22 protein-coding genes are annotated in these 21,195 nt (G+C 60.8%); 8 read left to right on the top strand and 14 right to left on the bottom strand.

Translation table 11 applies throughout. From position 1 onward, the window contains the following. Both DBR24_RS19495 and DBR24_RS19490 read right to left on the bottom strand, forming a co-directional pair. The coding region (locus tag DBR24_RS19495; protein ID WP_177490625.1) for a prolipoprotein diacylglyceryl transferase family protein at positions 1–171 on the bottom strand (171 nt) is incomplete at its 3' end. 79 nt (positions 172–250) lie between these two features. Next, the gene (locus tag DBR24_RS19490) at positions 251–1,033 is read right to left on the bottom strand and encodes a sulfite exporter TauE/SafE family protein (RefSeq protein WP_123469628.1); all 783 of its coding nucleotides are present in this window, start codon (positions 1,031–1,033) and stop codon (positions 251–253) included. Positions 1,034–1,164: 131 nt separating this feature from the next. Here DBR24_RS19490 and DBR24_RS19485 point away from each other — a divergent pair, with 131 nt between their 5' ends. Beyond that, positions 1,165–1,911 carry an NRDE family protein gene (locus tag DBR24_RS19485; protein WP_128615562.1) on the top strand — a complete coding sequence of 249 codons (747 nt, stop codon included), beginning with the start codon at positions 1,165–1,167 and terminating at the stop codon, positions 1,909–1,911. A gap of 357 nt (positions 1,912–2,268) precedes the next feature. Here the strand turns inward: DBR24_RS19485 and ptsP are convergent, their stop codons facing one another. Together ptsP and DBR24_RS19475 are read right to left on the bottom strand one after the other, a co-directional pair. Further along, positions 2,269–4,548: a phosphoenolpyruvate--protein phosphotransferase gene (gene ptsP / locus DBR24_RS19480; RefSeq protein ID WP_093429796.1), complete on the bottom strand. Its 2,280-nt coding sequence runs from the start codon at positions 4,546–4,548 to the stop codon at positions 2,269–2,271. Between the two features lie 22 nt (positions 4,549–4,570). Further along, positions 4,571–5,050, bottom strand: coding sequence for an RNA pyrophosphohydrolase (locus tag DBR24_RS19475; RefSeq protein ID WP_003229203.1), 480 nt, complete (start codon positions 5,048–5,050; stop codon positions 4,571–4,573). Positions 5,051–5,193: 143 nt separating this feature from the next. Here DBR24_RS19475 and DBR24_RS19470 point away from each other — a divergent pair, with 143 nt between their 5' ends. Continuing rightward, positions 5,194–5,850, top strand: a complete 657-nt coding sequence (locus DBR24_RS19470; RefSeq protein ID WP_128615561.1) for an HAD family phosphatase — start codon at positions 5,194–5,196, stop codon at positions 5,848–5,850. Positions 5,851–5,955: 105 nt separating this feature from the next. On the opposite strand, the gene DBR24_RS19465 is transcribed toward DBR24_RS19470, so the two are convergent. Further along, on the bottom strand, positions 5,956–6,369 hold the full coding sequence (locus tag DBR24_RS19465) for a DUF2269 family protein (protein ID WP_123469634.1): 414 nt from the start codon (positions 6,367–6,369) through the stop codon (positions 5,956–5,958). Between the two features lie 40 nt (positions 6,370–6,409). Next, positions 6,410–7,924, bottom strand: coding sequence for a threonine ammonia-lyase, biosynthetic (gene ilvA / locus DBR24_RS19460; protein WP_128615560.1), 1,515 nt, complete (start codon positions 7,922–7,924; stop codon positions 6,410–6,412). A gap of 148 nt (positions 7,925–8,072) precedes the next feature. Between ilvA and rpiA the strand changes: the two genes are divergently transcribed. Continuing rightward, positions 8,073–8,747: a ribose-5-phosphate isomerase RpiA gene (rpiA, locus tag DBR24_RS19455; protein ID WP_007913886.1), complete on the top strand. Its 675-nt coding sequence runs from the start codon at positions 8,073–8,075 to the stop codon at positions 8,745–8,747. A 146-nt stretch (positions 8,748–8,893) separates the two neighbouring features. Here the strand turns inward: rpiA and DBR24_RS19450 are convergent, their stop codons facing one another. The 4 genes from DBR24_RS19450 to DBR24_RS19430 form a co-directional block, all read right to left on the bottom strand. Then, positions 8,894–9,811 (bottom strand): SdiA-regulated domain-containing protein, encoded by a 918-nt coding sequence (locus DBR24_RS19450; RefSeq protein WP_123469638.1) that lies wholly within the window; start codon positions 9,809–9,811, stop codon positions 8,894–8,896. A 106-nt stretch (positions 9,812–9,917) separates the two neighbouring features. Then, entirely contained in the window at positions 9,918–10,841 is a 924-nt protein-coding gene (locus tag DBR24_RS19445) for an SdiA-regulated domain-containing protein (RefSeq protein WP_128615559.1), read from the bottom strand. A 267-nt stretch (positions 10,842–11,108) separates the two neighbouring features. After that, positions 11,109–11,774 (bottom strand): fumarylacetoacetate hydrolase family protein, encoded by a 666-nt coding sequence (locus DBR24_RS19435; RefSeq protein ID WP_064589697.1) that lies wholly within the window; start codon positions 11,772–11,774, stop codon positions 11,109–11,111. Positions 11,775–11,815: 41 nt separating this feature from the next. Next, positions 11,816–13,210, bottom strand: coding sequence for an FAD-binding oxidoreductase (locus DBR24_RS19430; RefSeq protein WP_123469642.1), 1,395 nt, complete (start codon positions 13,208–13,210; stop codon positions 11,816–11,818). 204 nt (positions 13,211–13,414) lie between these two features. On the opposite strand from DBR24_RS19430, the gene serA reads away from it, so the two are divergent. Further along, positions 13,415–14,644: a phosphoglycerate dehydrogenase gene (serA, locus tag DBR24_RS19425; protein WP_128615558.1), complete on the top strand. Its 1,230-nt coding sequence runs from the start codon at positions 13,415–13,417 to the stop codon at positions 14,642–14,644. A 118-nt stretch (positions 14,645–14,762) separates the two neighbouring features. Here the strand turns inward: serA and DBR24_RS19420 are convergent, their stop codons facing one another. Then, the gene (locus tag DBR24_RS19420; protein ID WP_123469644.1) at positions 14,763–15,188 is read right to left on the bottom strand and encodes a DUF4399 domain-containing protein; all 426 of its coding nucleotides are present in this window, start codon (positions 15,186–15,188) and stop codon (positions 14,763–14,765) included. A gap of 135 nt (positions 15,189–15,323) precedes the next feature. On the opposite strand from DBR24_RS19420, the gene DBR24_RS19415 reads away from it, so the two are divergent. After that, positions 15,324–15,890: a transporter substrate-binding domain-containing protein gene (locus DBR24_RS19415; protein WP_128615557.1), complete on the top strand. Its 567-nt coding sequence runs from the start codon at positions 15,324–15,326 to the stop codon at positions 15,888–15,890. Positions 15,891–16,400: 510 nt separating this feature from the next. Here the strand turns inward: DBR24_RS19415 and DBR24_RS19410 are convergent. Together DBR24_RS19410 and DBR24_RS19405 are read right to left on the bottom strand one after the other, a co-directional pair. Continuing rightward, complete coding sequence (locus DBR24_RS19410) at positions 16,401–16,886, bottom strand: DUF523 domain-containing protein (protein WP_128615556.1); 486 nt, start codon at positions 16,884–16,886, stop codon at positions 16,401–16,403. Position 16,887: 1 nt separating this feature from the next. Then, positions 16,888–17,520, bottom strand: coding sequence for a 2OG-Fe(II) oxygenase (locus DBR24_RS19405; RefSeq protein ID WP_123469650.1), 633 nt, complete (start codon positions 17,518–17,520; stop codon positions 16,888–16,890). 108 nt (positions 17,521–17,628) lie between these two features. Between DBR24_RS19405 and DBR24_RS19400 the strand changes: the two genes are divergently transcribed. Continuing rightward, the gene (locus tag DBR24_RS19400) at positions 17,629–18,381 is read left to right on the top strand and encodes a DUF2059 domain-containing protein (protein ID WP_128615555.1); all 753 of its coding nucleotides are present in this window, start codon (positions 17,629–17,631) and stop codon (positions 18,379–18,381) included. Between the two features lie 126 nt (positions 18,382–18,507). On the opposite strand, the gene DBR24_RS19395 is transcribed toward DBR24_RS19400, so the two are convergent. Continuing rightward, complete coding sequence (locus tag DBR24_RS19395) at positions 18,508–19,458, bottom strand: alpha/beta hydrolase (protein WP_123469654.1); 951 nt, start codon at positions 19,456–19,458, stop codon at positions 18,508–18,510. 99 nt (positions 19,459–19,557) lie between these two features. Here DBR24_RS19395 and DBR24_RS19390 point away from each other — a divergent pair, with 99 nt between their 5' ends. Both DBR24_RS19390 and DBR24_RS32925 read left to right on the top strand, forming a co-directional pair. After that, positions 19,558–20,136: a DUF6436 domain-containing protein gene (locus DBR24_RS19390; protein ID WP_128615554.1), complete on the top strand. Its 579-nt coding sequence runs from the start codon at positions 19,558–19,560 to the stop codon at positions 20,134–20,136. Between the two features lie 102 nt (positions 20,137–20,238). Beyond that, positions 20,239–21,195: penicillin acylase family protein (locus DBR24_RS32925; protein ID WP_256591654.1), on the top strand; the 957-nt coding region annotated here is incomplete at its 3' end.

Raw genomic sequence — 21,195 nt, 5'->3', positions numbered from 1 at the left:
GATCAGATCGGAGAGCTTCTCCTTGGACCAGGTCGGGTCGAAACGGTTGAGCCGGCGCGACGCCAGCAGCCATGCACCGCCGATACCGATCAGGTACATCAGGCCGTACCAATGGATTTTCAGCGGACCGATGGCCAGGGCCACCGGGTCGATCTGCGGGTAAGGCAGCATTGCGACTCCTCGTTAGAGTTGAAACCAAAATTCCCGGGCGACGCTGCCACCTCAGGATTAAGCCAGGATTGCGGTGCGGTTAAAGCAGAAAGCTCAAACCCACGCAGAACAGCAAAGCGGCGAACAGCCGTTTCAGCAAGCGCGGCGACAATTTGTGCGCCAGGCGCGCGCCGATGCGGGCGAACACCATGCTGGTCAGGGCGATGCCCAACAACGCCGGCAGATAGACAAAACCGAGACTATGCGGCGGCAGCAACGGATCATGCCAGCCCAGAATCATGAAACTTAAGGCACTGGCCAGGGCGATCGGCAGGCCACAAGCCGACGATGTCGCCACCGCTTGCTGCATCGGCACGCTGCGCCAGGTCAGGAACGGCACGGTCAACGAACCGCCGCCAATGCCGAAAATCGCCGAGGCCCAGCCAATCACACTGCCGGCCACGGTCAGACCGAGTTTGCCCGGCACTGTTCGACTGGCCTTGGGTTTAACATCCAGCGCCAGTTGCACAGCGATCACCAGAGCAAACACGCCGATGATTTTTTGCAGGTTGGGACCGGAAATAGCCTCGGCCGTCAGCGCGCCGAAACCGGCGCCGAGCAGAATGCCGACGGTCATCCACATGAAAATCGGCCAGCGCACCGCGCCGCGACGGTGATGCTCACGCACGGCGTTGACCGAGGTAAAGATGATCGTCGCCAGTGATGTCCCGACCGCCAGATGCGTAAGAATCGACTGATCAAAACCCTGCAGGGTGAAACTGAACACCAGAACCGGGACAATGATGATCCCGCCGCCCACCCCGAACAGCCCGGCCAGCACGCCCGCACAGGCGCCCAGCGCCAGATAGAGCAGAAATTCCATGACCGTCTCCCAGACCGCATCCCCAAAACCGGAGCGGCATGGTAACGGATGCATGGCCTCCTGCTCCACTTGCGATGGATGCACGGACGCCGGATGCGTAGAGTGAGCAAAAAACACACAAGGACCACCTTATGTGCCTGATTGTTTTCGCCTGGCGCCCGGGCCATGCCCAGCCGCTGATCGTCGCGGCCAACCGTGACGAGTTCTACGCCCGGCCCAGCCTGCCGCTGGCGCAATGGCCGGAAGCGCCGCACGTGCATGCCGGACGCGACCTGGAAGCGGGCGGCACGTGGCTGGGGATCGGCACCAACGGCCGCTTTGCCGCGCTGACCAACATCCGCGATCCGCACCAGCCGCCGGCACGCAAGTCACGGGGAGAACTGGTGGCGCGGTTTCTTACCGGCGATGCGTCGATTGATGATTATTTGAGCGATGTGGTCGGACGTGCGCCGGAATATGCCGGGTTCAACCTGCTGCTGGGCAATGCCCACGAGCTGTGGCACTTCAATGCGCGGACGTCCGAGCCAGTGATGCTGGAACCGGGGGTTTACGGGCTATCGAATGCCGGGCTGGATACGCCGTGGCCGAAGTTGCTCAAGGCCAAGGCAGCGTTGCACGCCGTGCTGGATGATCCGCAGCCTGAGCGGTTGTTGGAGCTGCTGGGCGATGCGCAGACGGCGCCGTTTGCCGAGCTGCCGGACACCGGAGTCGGGTTGGCCACCGAATCATTGTTGTCGAGTGTGTTTATCGCCAGCCAGAGTTACGGGACGCGGGCGAGTACGGCGCTGGTGGTGCAGGCGGACGGAACGCGGCGGATGTTGGAGCGCAGTTTTGGGCCTTATGGCGGGCATTTGGGCGAGGTGGAGATAAACGCTTGAAAGCTACCCTCACCCCAGCCCTCTCCCGGAGGGAGAGGGGGCCGACCGAGGTGTCTTGAGCCATACGCCGACCTGGAAGACCGAGCCGAATATGGATTCTGCACAGCACCTTCAGGTCGCTGCCGGACGATTATGGATTCAGCAATGCACTTTCAAGTCGATGCGGGGCGGTTATGAATTCTGCAATGCACTTTCAGGTCGGTGCCGGTCGATTGTGGATTCAGCAATGCACTTTCAAGTCGGTGCGGGGCGATTATGGATTCAGCAATGCACTTTCAGGTCGGCGTACCTCGGCAGCATCCCCCAATCAGTCCCCTCTCCCTCCGGGAGAGGGCTAGGGTGAGGGGCTTTTGATCTTCAGAGGGCCTTGACCACCGCCGGCGGATGCATCTTCGACAACCCGAGATTCTTCAGCGCCAATTGCAACGAGCTGTGGATCACTTGCGGGTTATCAATGGTCATCAGCTCCGCCAGCAACTCCTGAGCCTTGCTCAGATTCACCTGACGCAACATCCACTTCACCTTCGGCAGGTTGGTGGCGTTCATCGACAGGCTGTCGAAACCCATGGCCATCAACAGTACCGCCGCTGCCGGGTCACCGGCCATCTCGCCGCAGATGCTCACCGGCTTGCCTTCGGCATGGGCGTCGCGCACCACGGTTTGCAGGGCTTGCAGCACCGCCGGGTGCAGGTAGTCGTAGAGATCGGCCACCCGCGGGTTGTTGCGATCGACCGCCAGCAGATACTGGGTCAGGTCGTTGGAGCCGACGGACAGGAAGTCGACCATCCGCGCCAGCTCCTTGGTCTGGTACACCGCCGCCGGAATCTCGATCATCACGCCGATCGGCGGCATCGGCACGTCGGTGCCTTCATCGCGCACTTCGCCCCAGGCCCGGTGGATCAGGTGCAGGGCTTCTTCGAGTTCGTGGGTGCCGGAGATCATCGGCAGCAGAATCCGCAGATTGTTCAGGCCTTCACTGGCCTTGAGCATTGCGCGGGTCTGCACCAGGAAGATTTCCGGGTGGTCGAGGGTGACGCGAATGCCGCGCCAGCCGAGGAACGGGTTGTCTTCCTTGATCGGGAAGTACGACAGCGACTTGTCACCGCCGATATCAAGGCTGCGCATGGTCACCGGTTGCGGATGAAACGCGGCGAGCTGTTCGCGGTAGATCGCCAGTTGTTCCTTTTCGCTCGGGAAGCGCTGGTTGATCATGAACGGCACTTCGGTGCGGTACAGGCCGACACCTTCGGCGCCACGCTTCTGCGCCCGCGCCACATCGGCCAGCAGACCGGTGTTGACCCACAGCGGCATGCGGTGACCGTCAAGGGTCACGCACGGCAGGTCGCGCAGGGTGTCGAGGCCCAGCGCCAGTTGTTTCTCTTCTTCGACGACCTCGGCGAACTGCTTGCGCAGCACTTCGCTCGGGTTGGTGTAGACCTCGCCGCGGGTGCCGTCGACGATCATCTCGATGCCATCGACCTTGGCGTACGGCAGGTCAACCAGCCCCATCACCGTCGGAATGCCCATCGCCCGAGCGAGGATCGCGACGTGGGAGTTACCCGAACCGAGTACCGAGACCAGACCGACCAGCGTGCCTTCCGGCACCTCGCCGAGCATTGCCGGCGTCAGCTCTTCGCTGACCAGAATGGTTTTTTCCGGGTAGACCAGGTTCTGCTGACGCTCTTCCTGCAGGTAGGCGAGCAGGCGCCGGCCGAGGTCTTTGACGTCCGACGCCCGCTCACGCAGGTAAGCATCGTCCATCAGTTCAAAACGGTTGACGTGTTCAGTGACCACCTGACGCAGCGCGCCCTGCGCCCACTGGCCGGTCTTGATCACGGTGGTGATTTCGCTGCCCAGCGAGGCATCGTCGAGCATCATCAGGTAGACATCGAACAGCGCGCGCTCTTCCGGACGCAGCTGGGTCGCAAGCTTGGCCGACAAGGCGCGCATGTCGGCGCGCACGCCTTCGATGGCGGTCTTGAACAGTGCCAGCTCAGCGTCGATGTCGGTGATGGTCTTGTCCGGCACCACGTCGAGATCGGCCGGCGGCAGCATGACCACGGCGGTACCGACGGCAGCCCCGGGCGAACCCGGCACACCGACGAACTTGGCTTCCTGGATGCCTTTGCCCTGACGGCCCAGACCACGGATCGAACCGGTGGCCTCGGCGTGGGCGATAACCCCGGCGAGTTGCGCGCTCATGGTCACGAGGAAGGCTTCTTCACCTTCATCGAACTGGCGGCGTTCTTTCTGCTGGATGACCAACACGCCGACGACGCGGCGGTGGTGAATGATCGGTGCACCGAGGAACGAGGCATAACGCTCCTCACCGGTTTCGGCGAAGTAGCGATAGCGCGGGTGATCCGCGGCGTTTTCGAGGTTCAGGGGTTCTTCACGCGTGCCGACCAGACCCACCAGACCTTCGTTGGGTGCCATGCTGACCTTGCCGATCGAGCGCTTGTTCAAGCCCTCGGTGGCCATCAGGACGAAGCGGTTGGTCTCGGGGTCAAGCAGGTAGACCGAGCAGACCTGGCTGCCCATGGCCTCTTTGACGCGCAACACAATAATCCCCAACGCCGCCTTGAGATCCTTGGCGGAGTTAACTTCCTGGACGATCTTGCGCAGCGTATTGAGCATGGCTCGGGGTCGAACTCCGTCGTCAGTCGCGCGCTAAAAGGCGCGGGGCAAGCTCTTTGAGGGCGCGGCGATACACCTCGCGCTTGAATGTCACCACCTGGCCCAACGGATACCAATAGCTGACCCAGCGCCAGCCATCGAACTCCGGTTTACCGGTCAAATCCATCCGCACCCGCTGCTCGTTGGAGATCAGGCGCAGGAGAAACCATTTCTGTTTCTGGCCGATGCACAGCGGTTGGCTGTGGGTACGCACCAGACGTTGCGGCAAACGATAGCGCAACCAGCCCCGGGTACAGGCGAGAATTTCAACATCTTCACGCTCCAGGCCCACTTCTTCGTTCAACTCGCGGTACAAGGCGTCCTCCGGCGTCTCCTCGGGGTTGATTCCCCCCTGCGGAAACTGCCAGGCATCTTGATTGATACGGCGAGCCCATAGCACCTGGCCGGCGTCATTCGTCAGAATGATCCCGACATTGGGGCGGAAACCATCGGGGTCGATCACGGCAACAACCTCGCAAACGCATGTCGCCGCATTGTTCCACAAAGCTTGATAAGGCGGCAACGAAGGTTCCTACCTTATGTGCACTCTTGTGAAAAGACCGTATTCTTGTCGCCTTTTTACTGACTTTTCAGCGGGTAACTGCAATGCGCCTGGCTCTATTCGATTTGGACAACACCCTTCTGGGCGGCGACAGCGATCACGCCTGGGGCGATTATCTGTGTGAACGCGGCTTCCTCGATCCGGTGGCGTACAAGGCTCGCAACGACGAGTTCTATCAGGATTACCTGGCCGGCCAACTGGATAACGCCGCGTACCTGAACTTTTGCCTGGAAATCCTCGGCCGCACCGAAATGGCCGTGCTTGAGCAGTGGCACAACGACTACATGCGCGACTGCATCGAGCCGATCGTGCTGCCCAAGGCGCTGGAGCTGCTCAAACAACACCGTGACGCCGGCGACAAACTGGTGATCATCACCGCGACCAACCGCTTCGTGACGGCGCCGATTGCCGTGCGCCTGGGCGTGGAAACCCTGATCGCCACCGAGTGCGAAATGATCGATGGCCGCTACAGCGGGCGCAGCACCGACATTCCATGCTTTCGCGAAGGCAAGGTGACACGCCTCAATCGCTGGCTGGATGAGACCGGGCATTCGCTGGATCACAGCTATTTCTACAGCGATTCGATGAATGACCTGCCGCTGCTGGAGCAGGTGGCGAACCCTGTCGCTGTCGATCCGGATCCGAATCTGCGGGCCGAGGCCGAGAAGCGTGGCTGGCCGGTTATCTCGCTGCGCAGCTGATTACGCCTTCGCGAGCAAGCTCGCTCCCACAAGGTATTTGTGAACCACACAGATCCAATGTGGGAGCGAGCTTGCTCGCGAATGGGGTCTACGCGGTCTCAAGCCTTAAACGGGCTTGGCCCCCATCAACGCCGCAATGGCGAGAAATCCGACGCCGCTGACAATCGCCAGTGCCAGATTGAATTTCCGATTGCCGACCCCGCTCGTCCACAGCCGATTCAGCCGAACCAGCAGCCAGACGGCACTGAACGTGGCCACGGCATAGATCACACTGGAACCCAGAATCCAGAACTGCCCCAACGACCAGCCCACCAGGTGCACCAGCCACCAGCCGGTGAACGGCATGCTGAACATGCCGAGCAGCATCAGACACCAGATGAACAGCCAAGGCCGCTGCATCGTGCTGGCCGGTCCTTCGCTGCGATTACGCCAGGAAAGCGCGGCGAGCCCCAGCCCGCTCAAGAGGATCACCACGGTCGCCGCAACGTGAAGGACTTTCAGGGTGGTCAGGGTTTCCATGTGTTCGTCTTCCTTGGGCCATGCCCATCAGCGTAGCCGCTCAGCCAAGAAACAGCTGATAGGCCGGGTTCTCGCTTTCATCCCAATACGGGTAACCGATTTCCTCAAGGGCCGCCGGCACCAGATGGCGCTCGTCGTGCGGGACTTGCAGACCGGCGACCACGCGGCCATCGGCAGCCCCGTGGTTGCGGTAGTGGAACATCGAGATGTTCCAGCGCCCACCCAGCTTGTTGAGGAAGTTGAACAGCGCCCCCGGACGTTCCGGGAACTCGAAGCGAAACACCACTTCATCAATGACGTGCGCCGCGTGCCCGCCGACCATGTGGCGAATGTGCAATTTGGCCAGCTCGTTATCGGTCAGGTCGATGACCGGGAAACCCTGTTCGGTCAGGCTCGCCAGCAGGGCGCTGCGCGGGTCGTTTTCCGGGTGGGTCTGCACGCCGACGAAAATGTGCGCTTCGCTGCCGGTGTTGTAGCGGTAGTTGAATTCGGTGATCTGGCGTTTGCCGACGGCCTCGCAGAACGCCTTGAAGCTGCCGGCCCTCTCGGGAATGGTCACCGCGATGATCGCTTCGCGGCCTTCACCCAGCTCGGCGCGCTCGGCGACGTGGCGCAGGCGGTCGAAGTTGACGTTGGCGCCGGAGTCGATGGCGACGAAGGTCTGGCCGCTGACGCCGCGCAACTCGACATACTTCTTGATCCCGGCCACGCCCAAAGCGCCGGCAGGTTCGGTGATCGAGCGGGTATCGTCGTAGATATCCTTGATGGCGGCGCAGATTTCGTCCGTGCTGACGGTGATCACTTCGTCGACGTAATCCTTGCAGATGTCGAAGGTGTGCTGGCCGATCTGCGCCACCGCCACGCCGTCGGCGAAGATGCCTACGGTCGGCAACACCACGCGCTCACCCGCGGCCATGGCCGCTTGCAGGCAATTGGAGTCGTCCGGCTCGACACCGATGACCTTGATGTCCGGGCGCAGGTATTTCACATACGCCGCGATGCCGGCGATCAGACCGCCGCCGCCGACCGGCACGAAGATCGCGTCCAGCGGTTGCGGGTGCTGACGCAGAATTTCCATCGCCACGGTGCCCTGCCCGGCAATGGTGTGCGGATCGTCGTACGGGTGGATGTAGACGTAGCCCTTTTCGTCGACCAGTTTCAGCGAATAGGCCAGTGCCTCCGGGAACGAATCGCCGTGCAGCACCACTTTGCCGCCACGCGAGCGCACGCCCTCGACCTTGATCTCCGGGGGGGTCTTGGGCATGACGATCGTGGCTTTGACGCCCAGCACTTTCGCCGCCAGGGCCAGACCCTGCGCATGGTTACCCGCCGATGCAGTGACCACGCCACGGGCGCGCTCTTCGTCGGTCAGCTGGGTCAATTTGTTGTAGGCGCCGCGAATCTTGAACGAGAACACCGGCTGCAAGTCTTCACGCTTGAGCCAGATGTCATTGCCCAGCCGCTCGGAGAGCTGGCGAGCGTTCTGCAGCGGGGTTTCTACGGCAACGTCATAAACGCGCGAGGTGAGGATCTTTTTGACGTACTGTTCGAGCATCGGAAAGCATCACTGAGCGGGTTGGGCAGGGCCAAGGAGTCTAACCCGGCTTTTGCCCGGACGACCACACGAATCCAGAGGTTTTAGCCGCGCTTGCGGCTATAATGCCGGCCTTTCCGTTCTCACCTTGCCCGCTTCCGGAGCCCGCATGACCCAGGATCAACTCAAACAGGCAGTGGCGCAGGCCGCCGTCGACTTCATCCTTCCGAAACTCGACGACAAGAGCATCGTCGGGGTCGGCACCGGCTCCACCGCCAACTGCTTCATCGACGCCCTGGCCCAGCACAAGGGCGCGTTCGATGGCGCGGTCGCCAGCTCCGAAGCCACCGCTGCGCGCCTCAAGGGCCACGGTATTCCAGTGTATGAGCTGAACACCGTCAGCGACCTGGAGTTCTACGTCGACGGCGCCGATGAAAGCGACGCGCACCTGAACCTGATCAAGGGCGGCGGCGCAGCCCTGACCCGCGAGAAGATTGTCGCCGCCGTGGCCAAGACCTTCATCTGCATCGCCGACGCCAGCAAACTGGTGCCGGTGCTGGGTGAATTCCCGCTGCCGGTCGAAGTGATCCCGATGGCCCGCAGCCACGTTGCCCGTCAACTGGTGAAACTGGGCGGCGACCCGGTGTACCGCGAAGGCGTGCTGACCGACAACGGCAACATCATTCTCGACGTGTTCAACCTGCAGATCACCAACCCGGTGGAGCTGGAAGCGCAGATCAATGCGATCGTCGGCGTGGTCACCAACGGCCTGTTCGCGGCGCGTCCGGCGGACCTGTTGCTGCTGGGCACCAGCGAAGGCGTGAAAACCCTCAAGGCTGAATAATCCCAGACTGCCCGAAATTTATGGGCAGACAAATGAACCTGTGGGAGCGAGCTTGCTCGCGAATGCGGTGGATCAGCCAACATCTTCATTGGCTGACCCGGCGCCTTCGCGAGCAAGCTCGCTCCCACAGTGTTTTGTGGTGTTGATTAGTTCAGTGTTGGTTTTTTGAAGACGTAAAACAGGTTCGGCTCACTCACCAGATACAACGTCCCGTCATCATCCATCGCAATCCCCTCCGCCTGCGGCACGGTTTTCTTCAAACCCTGGCGCCCGCCACTGATCGACATCGTGCTCAACGGCCGCCCGCCGACATCCAGCTCCAGAATCAACCGTGACTCATCCGACAGCGCCAGCAAATGCCCGCTGCGCTCGTCGTATTGCAGGCTCGACAGATCGCGCACAAACATCCCGGCATCGCGCTTGGGATCGTTGATCACGTGCACCGCGTAGGACTTCTCCGGATTGAAGTGCGGAAAACCGTGCACTTCGTAGATCAGCATCGGGTTGCGTTCCTTCGCAACAAACAAGCGCTTGCCTACCGAGTCATACGCCAGGCCTTCAAAACCTTTGTTGCTGGCCATATGCACGCCGAGGGTCATCTGCTCGGCGTCCGCCGCGTCGAGGAATGTGGTGTCTGCCTCCAAGTGAATCTTGATCAGCCGCTGCTGACGCTCATCCGTGATCACGTAGGTGTCGGCGCTGATGTACTCGACGGCTTCGGGATCGCCAAAACCAATCAGGGCAATGCGCCGCAGGATCTTGCCTTCGAGCGACAGTTCGACCAGCTCGGAATTCTTGTTGGTTACGGTGAACAGGCTTTTGCGCACCGGATCGAAGGTGAGCGCCGAAACATCGTCGTCCAGCCCGTCAATCACCCGCGCTTCAATCTCGACCCGATACTGATCCAGCCCAATCGACTCGCTACTCTGCGGTTGCCACAGCGTGTGCAGATTGAACCAGGCGCGCTCGAACAGGCGCAGGTATTGGCCGATCGCAATCAACGCGATCAGGGCAATCACCGACAGGGTGACGAACAGGGGCTTGGGGCGGGCAAGTCGACGCATTCGGGCGGGCTCGGATTCAAAACAGGCGGATGAAATATCACGCCCGTCTGAATTGAAGCTTAATGGCCACTTGCCTTAAACCACAAGACAACCCCGGCAGCAGGGGCTATTTGTGTTTTTCGAAGCGGTAAAACAGGTTGGGTTCACTGACCATGTACAGCGTACCGGCCTCGTCCATGGTCACGCCTTCGGCACGGGGAATGGTGTTTTTCAGACCGTTGAAGCCGCCCAGCAGGGTCATGAAGCTGACCTGTCCGCCTTTCTCGTCCAGCTCCAGCAACAGGTGCGAATCGGCAGACAGCACCAGAGTGTGCTGGGTGCGCGGGTCAATCGCCAGGGCCGAGAGGTTGCGGATATCCAGCTCATCATTGGCAAGCTTCTGCTTGTCACCCTTGAGGATCTGGCTGCCGTCGCTTTTCCAGGTGAACAGCGCCGGCGGACGCTCTTCGCCCAACAGCAGTTGCTGGTTGTGCGGGTCCCAGGTAATCGCTTCGAAGGCTTTGTTCTGATCTTTCGACGGGCCGAGATCGTACTTGGGGAAGTCGGCGATGTTCAATTCGCGAGTGTCGGCATCGACCTTGACGATCGAGAGCATGTGCTGACGCTCATCGACAATGGCCATCAGGCCGTTCTCCATGACCGTCAGGCCTTCCGGATTGCTCCAGCCCACCAGCGGCATTTTGCGCAGCACATCGCCGTGCAGGGTGAGTTCGACCAGGAACGGATTTTTGCCCATCACCGAAAACAGGGTCTTGGTCTGTGGATTGTAGGCGAGGTCCGAGGCCTCGTCCTTTTCCATGCCCGGCAGCAGTTTGCCGTCGATGACCACCCGATAGTCCGGCAACCAGACGCTGGCTTTCTGCTCGGCCTGGCTCTCGAAACGCTCGCGCACCCAGAGCAGGCCACGGTCATCCCAATGCATGGCAAACGCCAGACCATAAGCGGCGGCAAGCACCAGCAACAGCCAGACATACCAACGCAGGGCAAAACGTGAACGACGAGGAGAATCGAGCTGAGTTTGAGCAGACATCAGGGACGCATTCCGAATATTCAGGCTATGGGTAATAGCACAAAGAGGCCGGCTCAGACGCCAGAATGAGAGGAATTATCCGGACAGGATGTGAAAAAAACGGCAAACGGCGGGATTGTCGTGTGTTGCCAGCGATCTGCAGGGCCCCACAAAACAATGTGGGAGCGAGCTTGCTCGCGAAGACGGAGTGTCAGGCAACGATGATGTCGACTGACCTGGCGCCTTCGCGAGCAAGCTCGCTCCCACAGGGGATTTGCAGTGTTGCGGTTAGCGTACGCTGCTGGTGAAGCGGCTCGCGCCGACCAGTTCGAGCACGATGTCGTCGCCGACATTCAGGGGACCGACGCCCACCGGGGTGCCGGTGAGAATCACGTCGCCGGCCTGTAGCGAGAAGCAGCCGGCCATGTGCTGGATCATCGGCACGATCGGGTTGAGCATCGCGCTGCTGTTGCCGTCCTGGCGCACTTCACCGTTGATGGTCAGGCGAATGCCGATGTCGGTCAGGTCAGCGAAGGTGCTGCCGACCACGAACGGGGCGATCACCGCTGCGCCGTCGAACGACTTGGCGATTTCCCACGGCAGGCCCTTGGACTTGAGCTCGGCCTGCTTGTCGCGCAGGGTCAGGTCCAGCGCCGGGGCGAAACCGGAGATCGCGTCGAGCACCTCTTCGCGGCTCGGCTTGGTCGACAGCGGCTTGCCGATCAGCACAGCGATTTCCGCTTCGTAGTGCACCGAACCGCGCTCGGTCGGAATGCTGAACCCGCCTTCCAGCGGCACCACACAACTGCCCGGCTTGATGAACAGCAACGGTTCGGTCGGGACCGGGTTGTCCAGTTCCTTGGCGTGTTCGGCGTAATTACGGCCAATGCACACGACTTTCCCGATCGGGAAGTGAATGCGCGTGCCGTCGACATACTGGTGCTGATAGCTCATTTACCGACTCCTGCCTTCATTGATTCATCAAAGATTGCCCATCAAACCGCGAAGATCTTGCCCGGGTTCATGATGCCGTTCGGGTCGAACACCGCCTTGACCGCTTTCATGTACTCGATTTCGACCGGCGAACGGCTGTACGTCAAGTAGTCGCGCTTGGTCATGCCCACGCCGTGCTCGGCGGAAATCGAACCGTTGTACTTCTCGACGGTTTCGAACACCCACTTGTTGACGGTTGCGCACTTGGCGAAAAACTCGTCCTTGCTCAGGTTATCCGGCTTGAGGATGTTCAGGTGCAAGTTGCCGTCGCCGATGTGGCCGAACCAGACGATTTCGAAGTCTGGATAGTGTTCGCCGACGATCGCGTCGATTTCCTGCAGGAATGCCGGCACTTTCGACACGGTGACCGAGATGTCGTTCTTGTACGGCGTCCAGTGCGAGATGGTTTCGGAGATGTATTCGCGCAGCTTCCACAGGTTCTGCAGCTGGGTTTCGCTCTGGCTCATCACGCCGTCCAGCACCCAGCCCTGCTCGACGCAGTGCTCGAAGGTTTCCAGCGCGCTGTTGGCCACTTCTTCCGTAGTCGCTTCAAATTCCAGCAGCGCGTAGAACGGGCAGTCGGTTTCGAAGGGCGCCGGTACGTCGCCACGGCCCAGCACTTTGGCCAGAGCCTTGTCGGAGAAGAATTCGAACGCGGTCAGGTCGAGCTTGCCCTGGAAAGCGTGCAGTACCGGCATGATCGAATCGAAATCGGCAGTGCCAAGGACCATCGCGGTGAGGTTTTTCGGCGCGCGATCCAGACGCATGGTCGCTTCGACGACAAATCCAAGGGTGCCTTCAGCGCCGATGAACAATTGGCGCAGGTCATAACCGGTGGCGTTCTTGATCAGGTCTTTGTTTAGCTCCAGCACATCGCCCTTGCCGGTCACCACCTTCATGCCGGCGACCCAGTTGCGGGTCATGCCGTAGCGAATCACCTTGATCCCGCCGGCATTGGTGCCGATATTACCGCCAATCTGGCTGGAACCGGCCGAAGCGAAGTCCACCGGGTAGTACAGGCCGTTTTCTTCGGCGACGTTCTGCAAGTGCTCGGTGACCACGCCCGGCTGACACACGGCGGTGCGGTCGGTGAGGTTCACGTCGAGAATCTGGTTCATGTAGTCGAACGACACCACCACTTCGCCATTGGCGGCCACGGCGGCGGCAGAAAGCCCGGTGCGCCCGCCGGATGGCACCAGCGCCACCTTGTGGGTGTTGGCCCAACGGACGATGGCCTGCACCTGCTCGATAGTCTTGGGAAACACGATGGCACTTGGCGCCGGGGCGAAGTGCTTGGTCCAGTCCTTGCCGTACGTGTTCAGGGAGTCGGCATCGGTCAGGACCTTGCCAGGCTCGACCAGGGTCTTCAGTTCATCAATCAGGGCAGGATTGGTCATCGACAGAACTCTCGAACAATTCATGGTCATCCTGAAGACGCTTCACGTCGCAGGAATGAGTGTTTCGCGGGGTGGCTATGCTAGCATACCGACCCCGCAGGCCAGTGCCCAAGGCCAGTTCTGCGGTGACGGCTTTCTTGTCGTCCAGGTCAATGTCTGTTGACCATTTCCTGCCATTTTTCTCCGGGATACAGGTTTACGCAGATGAGCAAGACTTCTCTCGATAAGAGCAAGATCAAGTTCCTTCTTCTCGAAGGCGTCCACCAATCGGCTGTCGACGTCCTCAAGGCGGCGGGCTACACCAGCATCGAATACCTGACAGGCTCCTTGCCGGAAGCCGAGCTCAAGGAAAAGATCGCTGACGCTCACTTCATCGGCATTCGTTCGCGCACCCAACTGACCGAAGATATCTTCGATCACGCGAAGAAGCTGGTGGCAGTCGGCTGTTTCTGCATCGGCACCAACCAGGTTGACCTGAGTGCTGCCCGCGAGCGCGGTATCGCCGTGTTCAACGCGCCGTACTCCAACACCCGCTCCGTTGCCGAGCTGGTACTGGCCGAAGCCATCCTGCTGCTGCGCGGCATCCCGGAGAAGAACGCTTCCTGCCACCGTGGCGGCTGGATCAAGTCCGCAGCCAACTCCTTCGAGATCCGTGGCAAGAAACTGGGCATCGTCGGCTACGGCTCGATCGGTACGCAGCTGTCGGTTCTGGCGGAAGGCTTGGGCATGCAGGTGTTCTTTTATGACACCGTGACCAAGCTGCCGCTGGGCAACGCCACTCAGGTCGGCAACCTGCACGAGCTGCTGGGCATGTCCGACATCGTCACCCTGCACGTGCCGGAAACCGCTGCGACCCAGTGGATGATCGGCGAGAAGGAAATCCGCGCCATCAAGAAGGGCGGCATCCTGATCAACGCGGCGCGCGGTACCGTGGTCGAGCTGGACGCCCTGGCGGACGCGATCAAGGACAAGCACCTGATCGGCGCAGCCATCGACGTATTCCCGGTGGAGCCACGCTCCAACGACGAAGAGTTCGAAAGCCCGCTGCGTGGCCTGGACAACGTGATCCTGACCCCGCACATCGGTGGCTCGACCGCCGAAGCGCAAGCCAACATCGGTCTGGAAGTGGCAGAAAAACTGGTCAAGTACAGCGACAACGGTACGTCCGTTTCGTCGGTGAACTTCCCGGAAGTGGCCCTGCCGGCTCACCCTGGCAAGCACCGCCTGCTGCACATCCACGAGAACATCCCGGGTGTGATGAGCGAGATCAACAAGGTCTTCGCCGAAAACGGCATCAACATCTCCGGTCAGTTCCTGCAGACCAACGAGAAAGTCGGTTACGTGGTAATCGACGTCGACGCCGAGTACTCGGAGCTGGCGCAAGAGAAGCTGCAACACGTCAACGGCACCATCCGTAGCCGTGTGCTCTTCTAAGAGCAGCTACAAGCCTCAAGTTACAAGCGGCAAGTGATGTTCGCTTTTGCTTTGACTTGAGGCTTTCAGCTTGAAGCTTGCAGCTGTAAAAAAGGGAGCCCCGAAGGGCTCCCTTTTTTTATTCGACGTTAACGGTGATTTTCTTCGAGACGATTGGCGGATCGAACGGCATGTGGCCGCTGTCGCCCAGCTCCAGTTGCAGGGTGTGCTTGCCCGGTGCCAGTTTGATCGTGGCCTCGGTCTGCGCCTTGCCGAAGTGCATGTGGTTCGCATCATTCGGAATCGGCGCGCCTGCCGCCGGCAGCTTGTCGACGTCGATCAGCAGGTGGTGGTGCCCGGTGTTTTTGGTGACATCACCGGCGGGCGCCAACGCGACATCCTTGGTACCGAACTTGACTTTGAATTCCTGGGAAACCGTGGCCCCGTCCTCGGGAGAAACGATGAACACTTCAGCGCCCTTGGGGGCCGGAGTCGCTGCACTGGCCAGCACTGAAACACCCATCAACAGGCCAGCCAAGGCTGCTCGTGACATAAACGTTTTCATTCTATTCTCCAGTTTTTCCGTAAAATCCGCGTGGTCATGACAACTTCATGACCATTCGTTGTCGAAGGCACTCGACAACCATAGCAAAGCGAGCCTGAATCAGAGCGTCGCGATAATGATTTCAAAGGAGTGACCATGCGTTTTCTGCCTGGCCTGATCTGCCTGCTACCCCTTTTGAGCCCTCTGGCTCACGCCGAACTGATTGATGACGTCAACGACCGTGGCGAGCTGCGCATAGCCCTTGAGGCTAATACACCGCCCTTCAATTACAAGGACGATAGCGACAAACTCACAGGGTTCGAGGTCGAGCTGGGACAACTGCTGGCCAACGAGCTGGACGTGCGCGCCGAATTCATCGTCACTGACGAAGCCGACCTGCTCCAGGGCGTTGAAAGCGGCAAGTACGATGTTGCGCTCAACCACATGGCACTGACACCGGAACTCAAGGATCGTTTCGATTTCAGTGAGTCTTACGGCAAGGCCGAAGCGCAGTTGCTGGCGAAGAAGGATGAGCAGCCACGGCCGATGGTGCTGGTGCAGGCATTGACGGAAGAGAAGCCAAAAGCGGCGACACCGGTCGAGTTGGCGATTCCGTTTCAGAAGGGCAATCCGGCGTTTCAGGCCAGCCTTGCGGGTGCGCTGCAGCGGATCAAGGCGGACGGGCGCCTGGCGGCGCTGACCGAGAAGTGGTTCAAGCCTTAAAAGCCCCTCACCCTAACCCTCTCCCAGAGGGAGAGGGGACTGATTGGGGGATGCTTCAGAGATACGCCGACTTGGGATCGCTATACCGAATCCGAAATCGACTGATCATGGCTTTGTCGAATCCATAATCGACTTGGGATTGCTATACCGAATCCTAAATCGACGGGGCATGGCTTTGTCGAATCCATAATCGATGAGGTCTTTCAGCTCGATGCAAGACGCCAGACCCCGCGGTCAGCCCCCTCTCCCTCAGGGAGAGGGGGCTGATTGGGGGACGCTTCAGAGATACGCCGACTTGGGATTGCAATACCGAATCCGAAATCGACTGATCATGACTTTGTCGAATCCATAATCGACTTGGGATTGCTATACCGAATCCGAAATCGACGGGGCATGGCTTTGTCGAATCCATAATCGGTAAGGTCTTTCAGGTCGATGCAAGACGCCAGACCCCGCGGTCGGCCCCCTCTCCCTCGGGGAGAGGGCTGGGGTGAGGGCAACGATTCCGGATCAGTCCAAAGCCGCCAGAGCCACCGCCGCCAGGGGCAGTTCGAGTTCACTGAAAACCTGCACGCCATGGCGCTTGAGCAACGCAGCCGTTACGCCTTCGCCTGAGACTTTCACTCCGCTGAACGTCCCGTCGTAAGTCAGCAGATTGCCGCAAGAAGGACTGTTGGCCTTGAGCACCGCCACCCGAATGCCATGCTTCTGCACCAACGCCAGCGCCTGGCGTGCTCCGTCGAGAAACTGCGCACTGACATCCTCGCCCTCGGTAGTGATTACCGCCGCGACGCCATCAAGCACTTCACCACCCTGCCCGCCCGGAATCTCCGCCGCCGCCCGTGGCGTCGGCAAACCACCGGCGACTTCCGGACACAGCGGCACTACGCGCCCTTCGGCGATCCACTGTTCAAGCAAATCAAACGGCCCGCTGGCCCCGCCGTCGTAACGCACGCGGTGGCCCAACAGGCAGCGACTGACCAGAATCTTGTCCATGTCAGAACGGCTCGTTGCCACGGCGGCGGAACCAGCCGGTCAGCGACAGGCGCTCGCGGTTCGCCGGCAACACTTCGTGGGGCACTTCGCCGGAGAGAAACACCACCAGACAACCGCCAGTTGGCTGCACGTCGTGCACGCGGTCGTCGTTCAGGTACATGCGCAGTTGCCCGCCATCCTCCGGCAGCCACGCGTCATTGAGGTAGACCACCACCGAGACCATGCGCTTGTCGTCGTCGCGAAAACGGTCGACATGCTTGCGATAAAAAGCACCCGGCGGATACAGCGCGAAATGGCATTCAAAGTCCTCAAGACCAAGAAACAAGCCTCGGTTAAGCGCCTCGCGCAGGCTCTCCATCAGATTCAGATAGCGGTCGCTAGAATCGGCCTGGCCCGGATCGATCCACTGAATGTGGTCGCCGCGAATCCCCTCGCGAATCTCTGAAAACGGCCCACGCCCGACCGCCGCCGGCGCCAGTTCACCCTCGGCTTCACGTTTACGGCACTCGGCCGCCAGCTCGCGGGTCAAACCGGCGGGCAGGAATATGTTCTGCTGCGACCAGCCATGTTCGGCCAGGTCATCGACGATGCGTAACAGCAGTGGGTGTTCAGAGGATATTTGCATGGCGCGCATAGTATGTCGGCGGCAGGAAATCCGACAGAGCCACGCAGCGGCTTGCTACGAATTCTCGACAAGTACCGGCACCGCACGGAGAATAGTCCGCTGCTGACAGGAGTCCCTATGCGCCGTTTGCTTTTTTCACTGTTGATGTTCTGCGTTTTGCCCGCCTGGGCGGACGGCCACGATCAGTTGTACAAGATCGCCGGCTGGCCAGATCAACGTGCGCACTTCAATGACGCCCTCAGTGCCGCACAGCAGCGCTATCAGAACAGCCTGCCACCCGCCGTGTTTCAGGCGCTGGTCAACAACAGCAACCAGCGCTTCGCTCCCCAGGCCATGGATCAACGCGCCGAAGCCCAGCTGCGGCAGCACCTCGCCGACCCGAAACCGGCCCTGGCCTTCTTCCAATCGCCGCTGGGCAGGAAAATCGTCGCCGCCGAACTGCTCGCGACCCGCCGCGATCAACTGGCGAAGAATGCCAAAGGCCTGCCGAAGATGCCGGCCAGTGACAATCGCCTGCTGATCATTGGCCACCTCGCCCAGGCATTGCCGGCCCGTGAAGCCGGCGCTGAAGTGAGCCTGGCGATTGCCGGTGTGGCGGCCGACAGCTTGAGTTCGATGATCCCCGGCCTGCTCGGTGGCGGCCAGGCGCAAGGTATGTTGAACGGGCAGCGCCAGCGCTTGATGGAGCAGATTGGCGCCGACATGAACAACACCCTGCTCTACGTTTATCGTGATCTGTCGGATGACGAACTGGAGCAGTTCGCGACCTTTGCCGAGTCCGCCGAGGGCAAGGCTTATTATCAGGCGGCGCTGGCAGCGATTCGGGCGGGGCTGGCGGTGGGGCAAAGCGCCTCGAGCCTCAGCCAGTAATCGTTAAAGCCTGTCAGACCGCCATCGCTGGCAAGCCAGCTCCCACAGGGATCTTTAGTGAACGCAGGATTTGTGGACACTTGAGAATCCGTGGGAGTTGGCTTGCCAGCGATGAGGTCAGTAAGGTTACTGAAGATTGCGCCCTCTGATCCGCTTGCTCAGAAACTCGAAATACTCCTCGCGCATCTCCGCCGTTTCATTGGCCAGGTGATGCCGCGCCTCCGGCAGCAGCAGGATCTGCGGTCGATCAAACTTCCACTTCAACACCTGCAGATTGTGCTGCCAGTCCACGGTCATGTCCGCCTGCCCCTGAATGATCAGTGGCCGTCGCGGGCTTTTTTTCGCGTGTTCTACACGGATGATCCAGCGCGACAGTGCGCCGACCCACGCCGTCGGCAAGCGTTTGGGCTGTAACGGATCGGCCTGCAGGAACGGCAGGAAGGCCGGGTCGTTGGAATTTTCGCTGAAGCGCCGGGTGACGCCCCGCACGAAAGGCCTCAGCAGGTAATAACTGAGCTGCGACCAGCCCCACGCGCGCGGGCGCACCAGCGGCGCCAACAGAATCAGCTGACCTTGCGCCGGGCTGCCCTCGCCATGGTTGAGCACGTGATCGACCACAATCGCCCCGCCGGTGCTTTGCCCGCACAGATGCCACGGCTGCGGCAACGCAATCGAACGCGCCTCGGCGAACAACGCCTGCAACATATCCTGGTACTCAGAGAAATCGCGAATGCTCGCCCGTGGCCCGCTCGACAGGCCGTGCCCTGGCAAGTCGCAGGCGATCACCGCGAAATCCTGATCCAGCGCCCACTCGATCACATGCCGATAGAGACCGGTGTGATCGTAGTAACCGTGCAACAGAAACAGCGTCGCCTTGACCTTCTCCGGCCACCAGCAGTGGCTGACCAGTTCATAGCCATCGACCTCGAAACGGCCCATGCCACGCCACACATCACGCTCGGGGAAGTCGGTTTTGTAAAAGCGCTGATAGGCCTTGGCCTCGTCCGACAACGGCTGCCACTCGACCAAGGGCTTGAGGCTCGCGCGTAAATGATCGGGATCGAAAGTGTCAGGCATGCAGTCATTCCAAAGCGGTAAACAGACTTTATCGGCCTGCGATATTCATCTGTAGTGGCAGACATGGCAAGCTAGCCGACCTTTCGAGGATCGAAAACCATGCGCCCGCCCTACCGCACCGCACTGTTTGCCAGCCTGCTCGCCTTGGTCTGCGCCGGCGTGCTGTGGGCGGCGTACGACTGGTTTCAGGGGCGTTATCTGCGCGCGTTCAGCGAACACACGGCGGTATTTTCCGGCGACCCGTTGCGCCTGCCGGATGAACTGGCCGGCCCGGGGCCGATTCGCCTGGTGCATTTCTGGGACCCGGCCTGCCCGTGCAACGTCGGCAATCAGCAACACCTGACCGAGATGGTCGAGCACTTCGGCAGCAAAGGCGTCGAGTTCTTTGCCGTGCAGAAGGCCGGCAGCCACGGCCAGTTACCCGCCACCCTCGGCAGCCTGAAAACCATCACCGTTTTACCCGGCTCCGAGCAGATCCCCGCCAGTCCGGCGGTAGCGATCTGGGACCGCAACGGCAAACTGGCGTACTTCGGTCCCTACAGCGAAGGCCTGACCTGCAACTCCAGCAACAGTTTTATTGAACCGATCCTCAATGCCCTGACGCAAGATCGCCAGGTCAACGCCACGCACACCCTGGCGGTCGGTTGTTATTGCCCGTGGCCGGTGGTGACGCAGTAAGGCATTCCGGACTTTTCGAGGACAGCGATGCACGGCACGGAAGGTCTGTGCTAATTGTTTGCAGCCCGACGGGCGGCAATCCCGCATGCACAAGGAGTCACCATGAAACGCGTGTTCACCGTTCTTGCCTTGCTCATCTTAGTGTTGCTCGCCGGCGCCGGCTGGTACGTCTACAGCAAACTACCCACACGTCAGGGCCAGGTGGAGTTGCGCAACCTGCAAGGTTCGGTGACCGTGCGTTACGACGAGCGCGGCGTGCCGCACATTCGTGCCGAGAACGAAACCGACCTCTATCGCGCCCTCGGCTACGTACATGCCCAGGACCGCCTGTTCCAGATGGAAGCCATGCGCCGCCTCGCCCGCGGCGAGCTGGCCGAAGTGCTCGGGCCGAAGCTGCTCGACACCGACAAACTGTTCCGCAGCCTGCGCATCCGCGAACGCGCCGCCAGTTATGTCGCCAGTCTCGATAAGCAGTCACCGGCGTGGAAGGCCCTGCAAGCCTATCTGGACGGCATCAACCAATATCAGGACAGCCACGCCGCGCCGGTGGAGTTCGACGTGCTGGGCATCCCCAAGCGGCCGTTCACGGCTGAGGACAGCATCAGCGTCGCCGGTTACATGGCCTACAGCTTTGCTGCCGCGTTTCGCACCGAACCGCTGCTGACCTACGTGCGCGACCAACTCGGCGCCGATTACCTGAATGTCTTCGACCTCGACTGGCAGCCCAAAGGCGTGCTGGCCAAGGGGCACGCGAAAGCCACCCCGGGCCTTGCGGCAGCTGACTGGAAAGACCTCAACGCCCTCGCCCGCCTCAGCGAGCAGGCCTTGCTCGACAATGGCCTGCCTCAGTTCGAAGGCAGCAACGCCTGGGTGATCGCCGGCAGCCGCAGCCAGAGCGGCAAACCGCTGCTGGCCGGCGACCCGCACATCCGTTTTTCGGTGCCGTCGGTGTGGTACGAGGCACAGTTGTCGGCGCCGGGCTTCGAGTTGTACGGCCATCATCAGGCGCTGGTGCCGTTTGCATTTCTGGGGCACAACCTGGATTTCGGCTGGAGCCTG

This window comes from Pseudomonas sp. HMWF006, assembly GCF_003061205.1.
In the GTDB taxonomy this organism is placed as follows: Bacteria; Pseudomonadota; Gammaproteobacteria; order Pseudomonadales; family Pseudomonadaceae; genus Aquipseudomonas; species Aquipseudomonas monsensis.
This window is presented reverse-complemented; position numbering and strand designations above follow the sequence as displayed.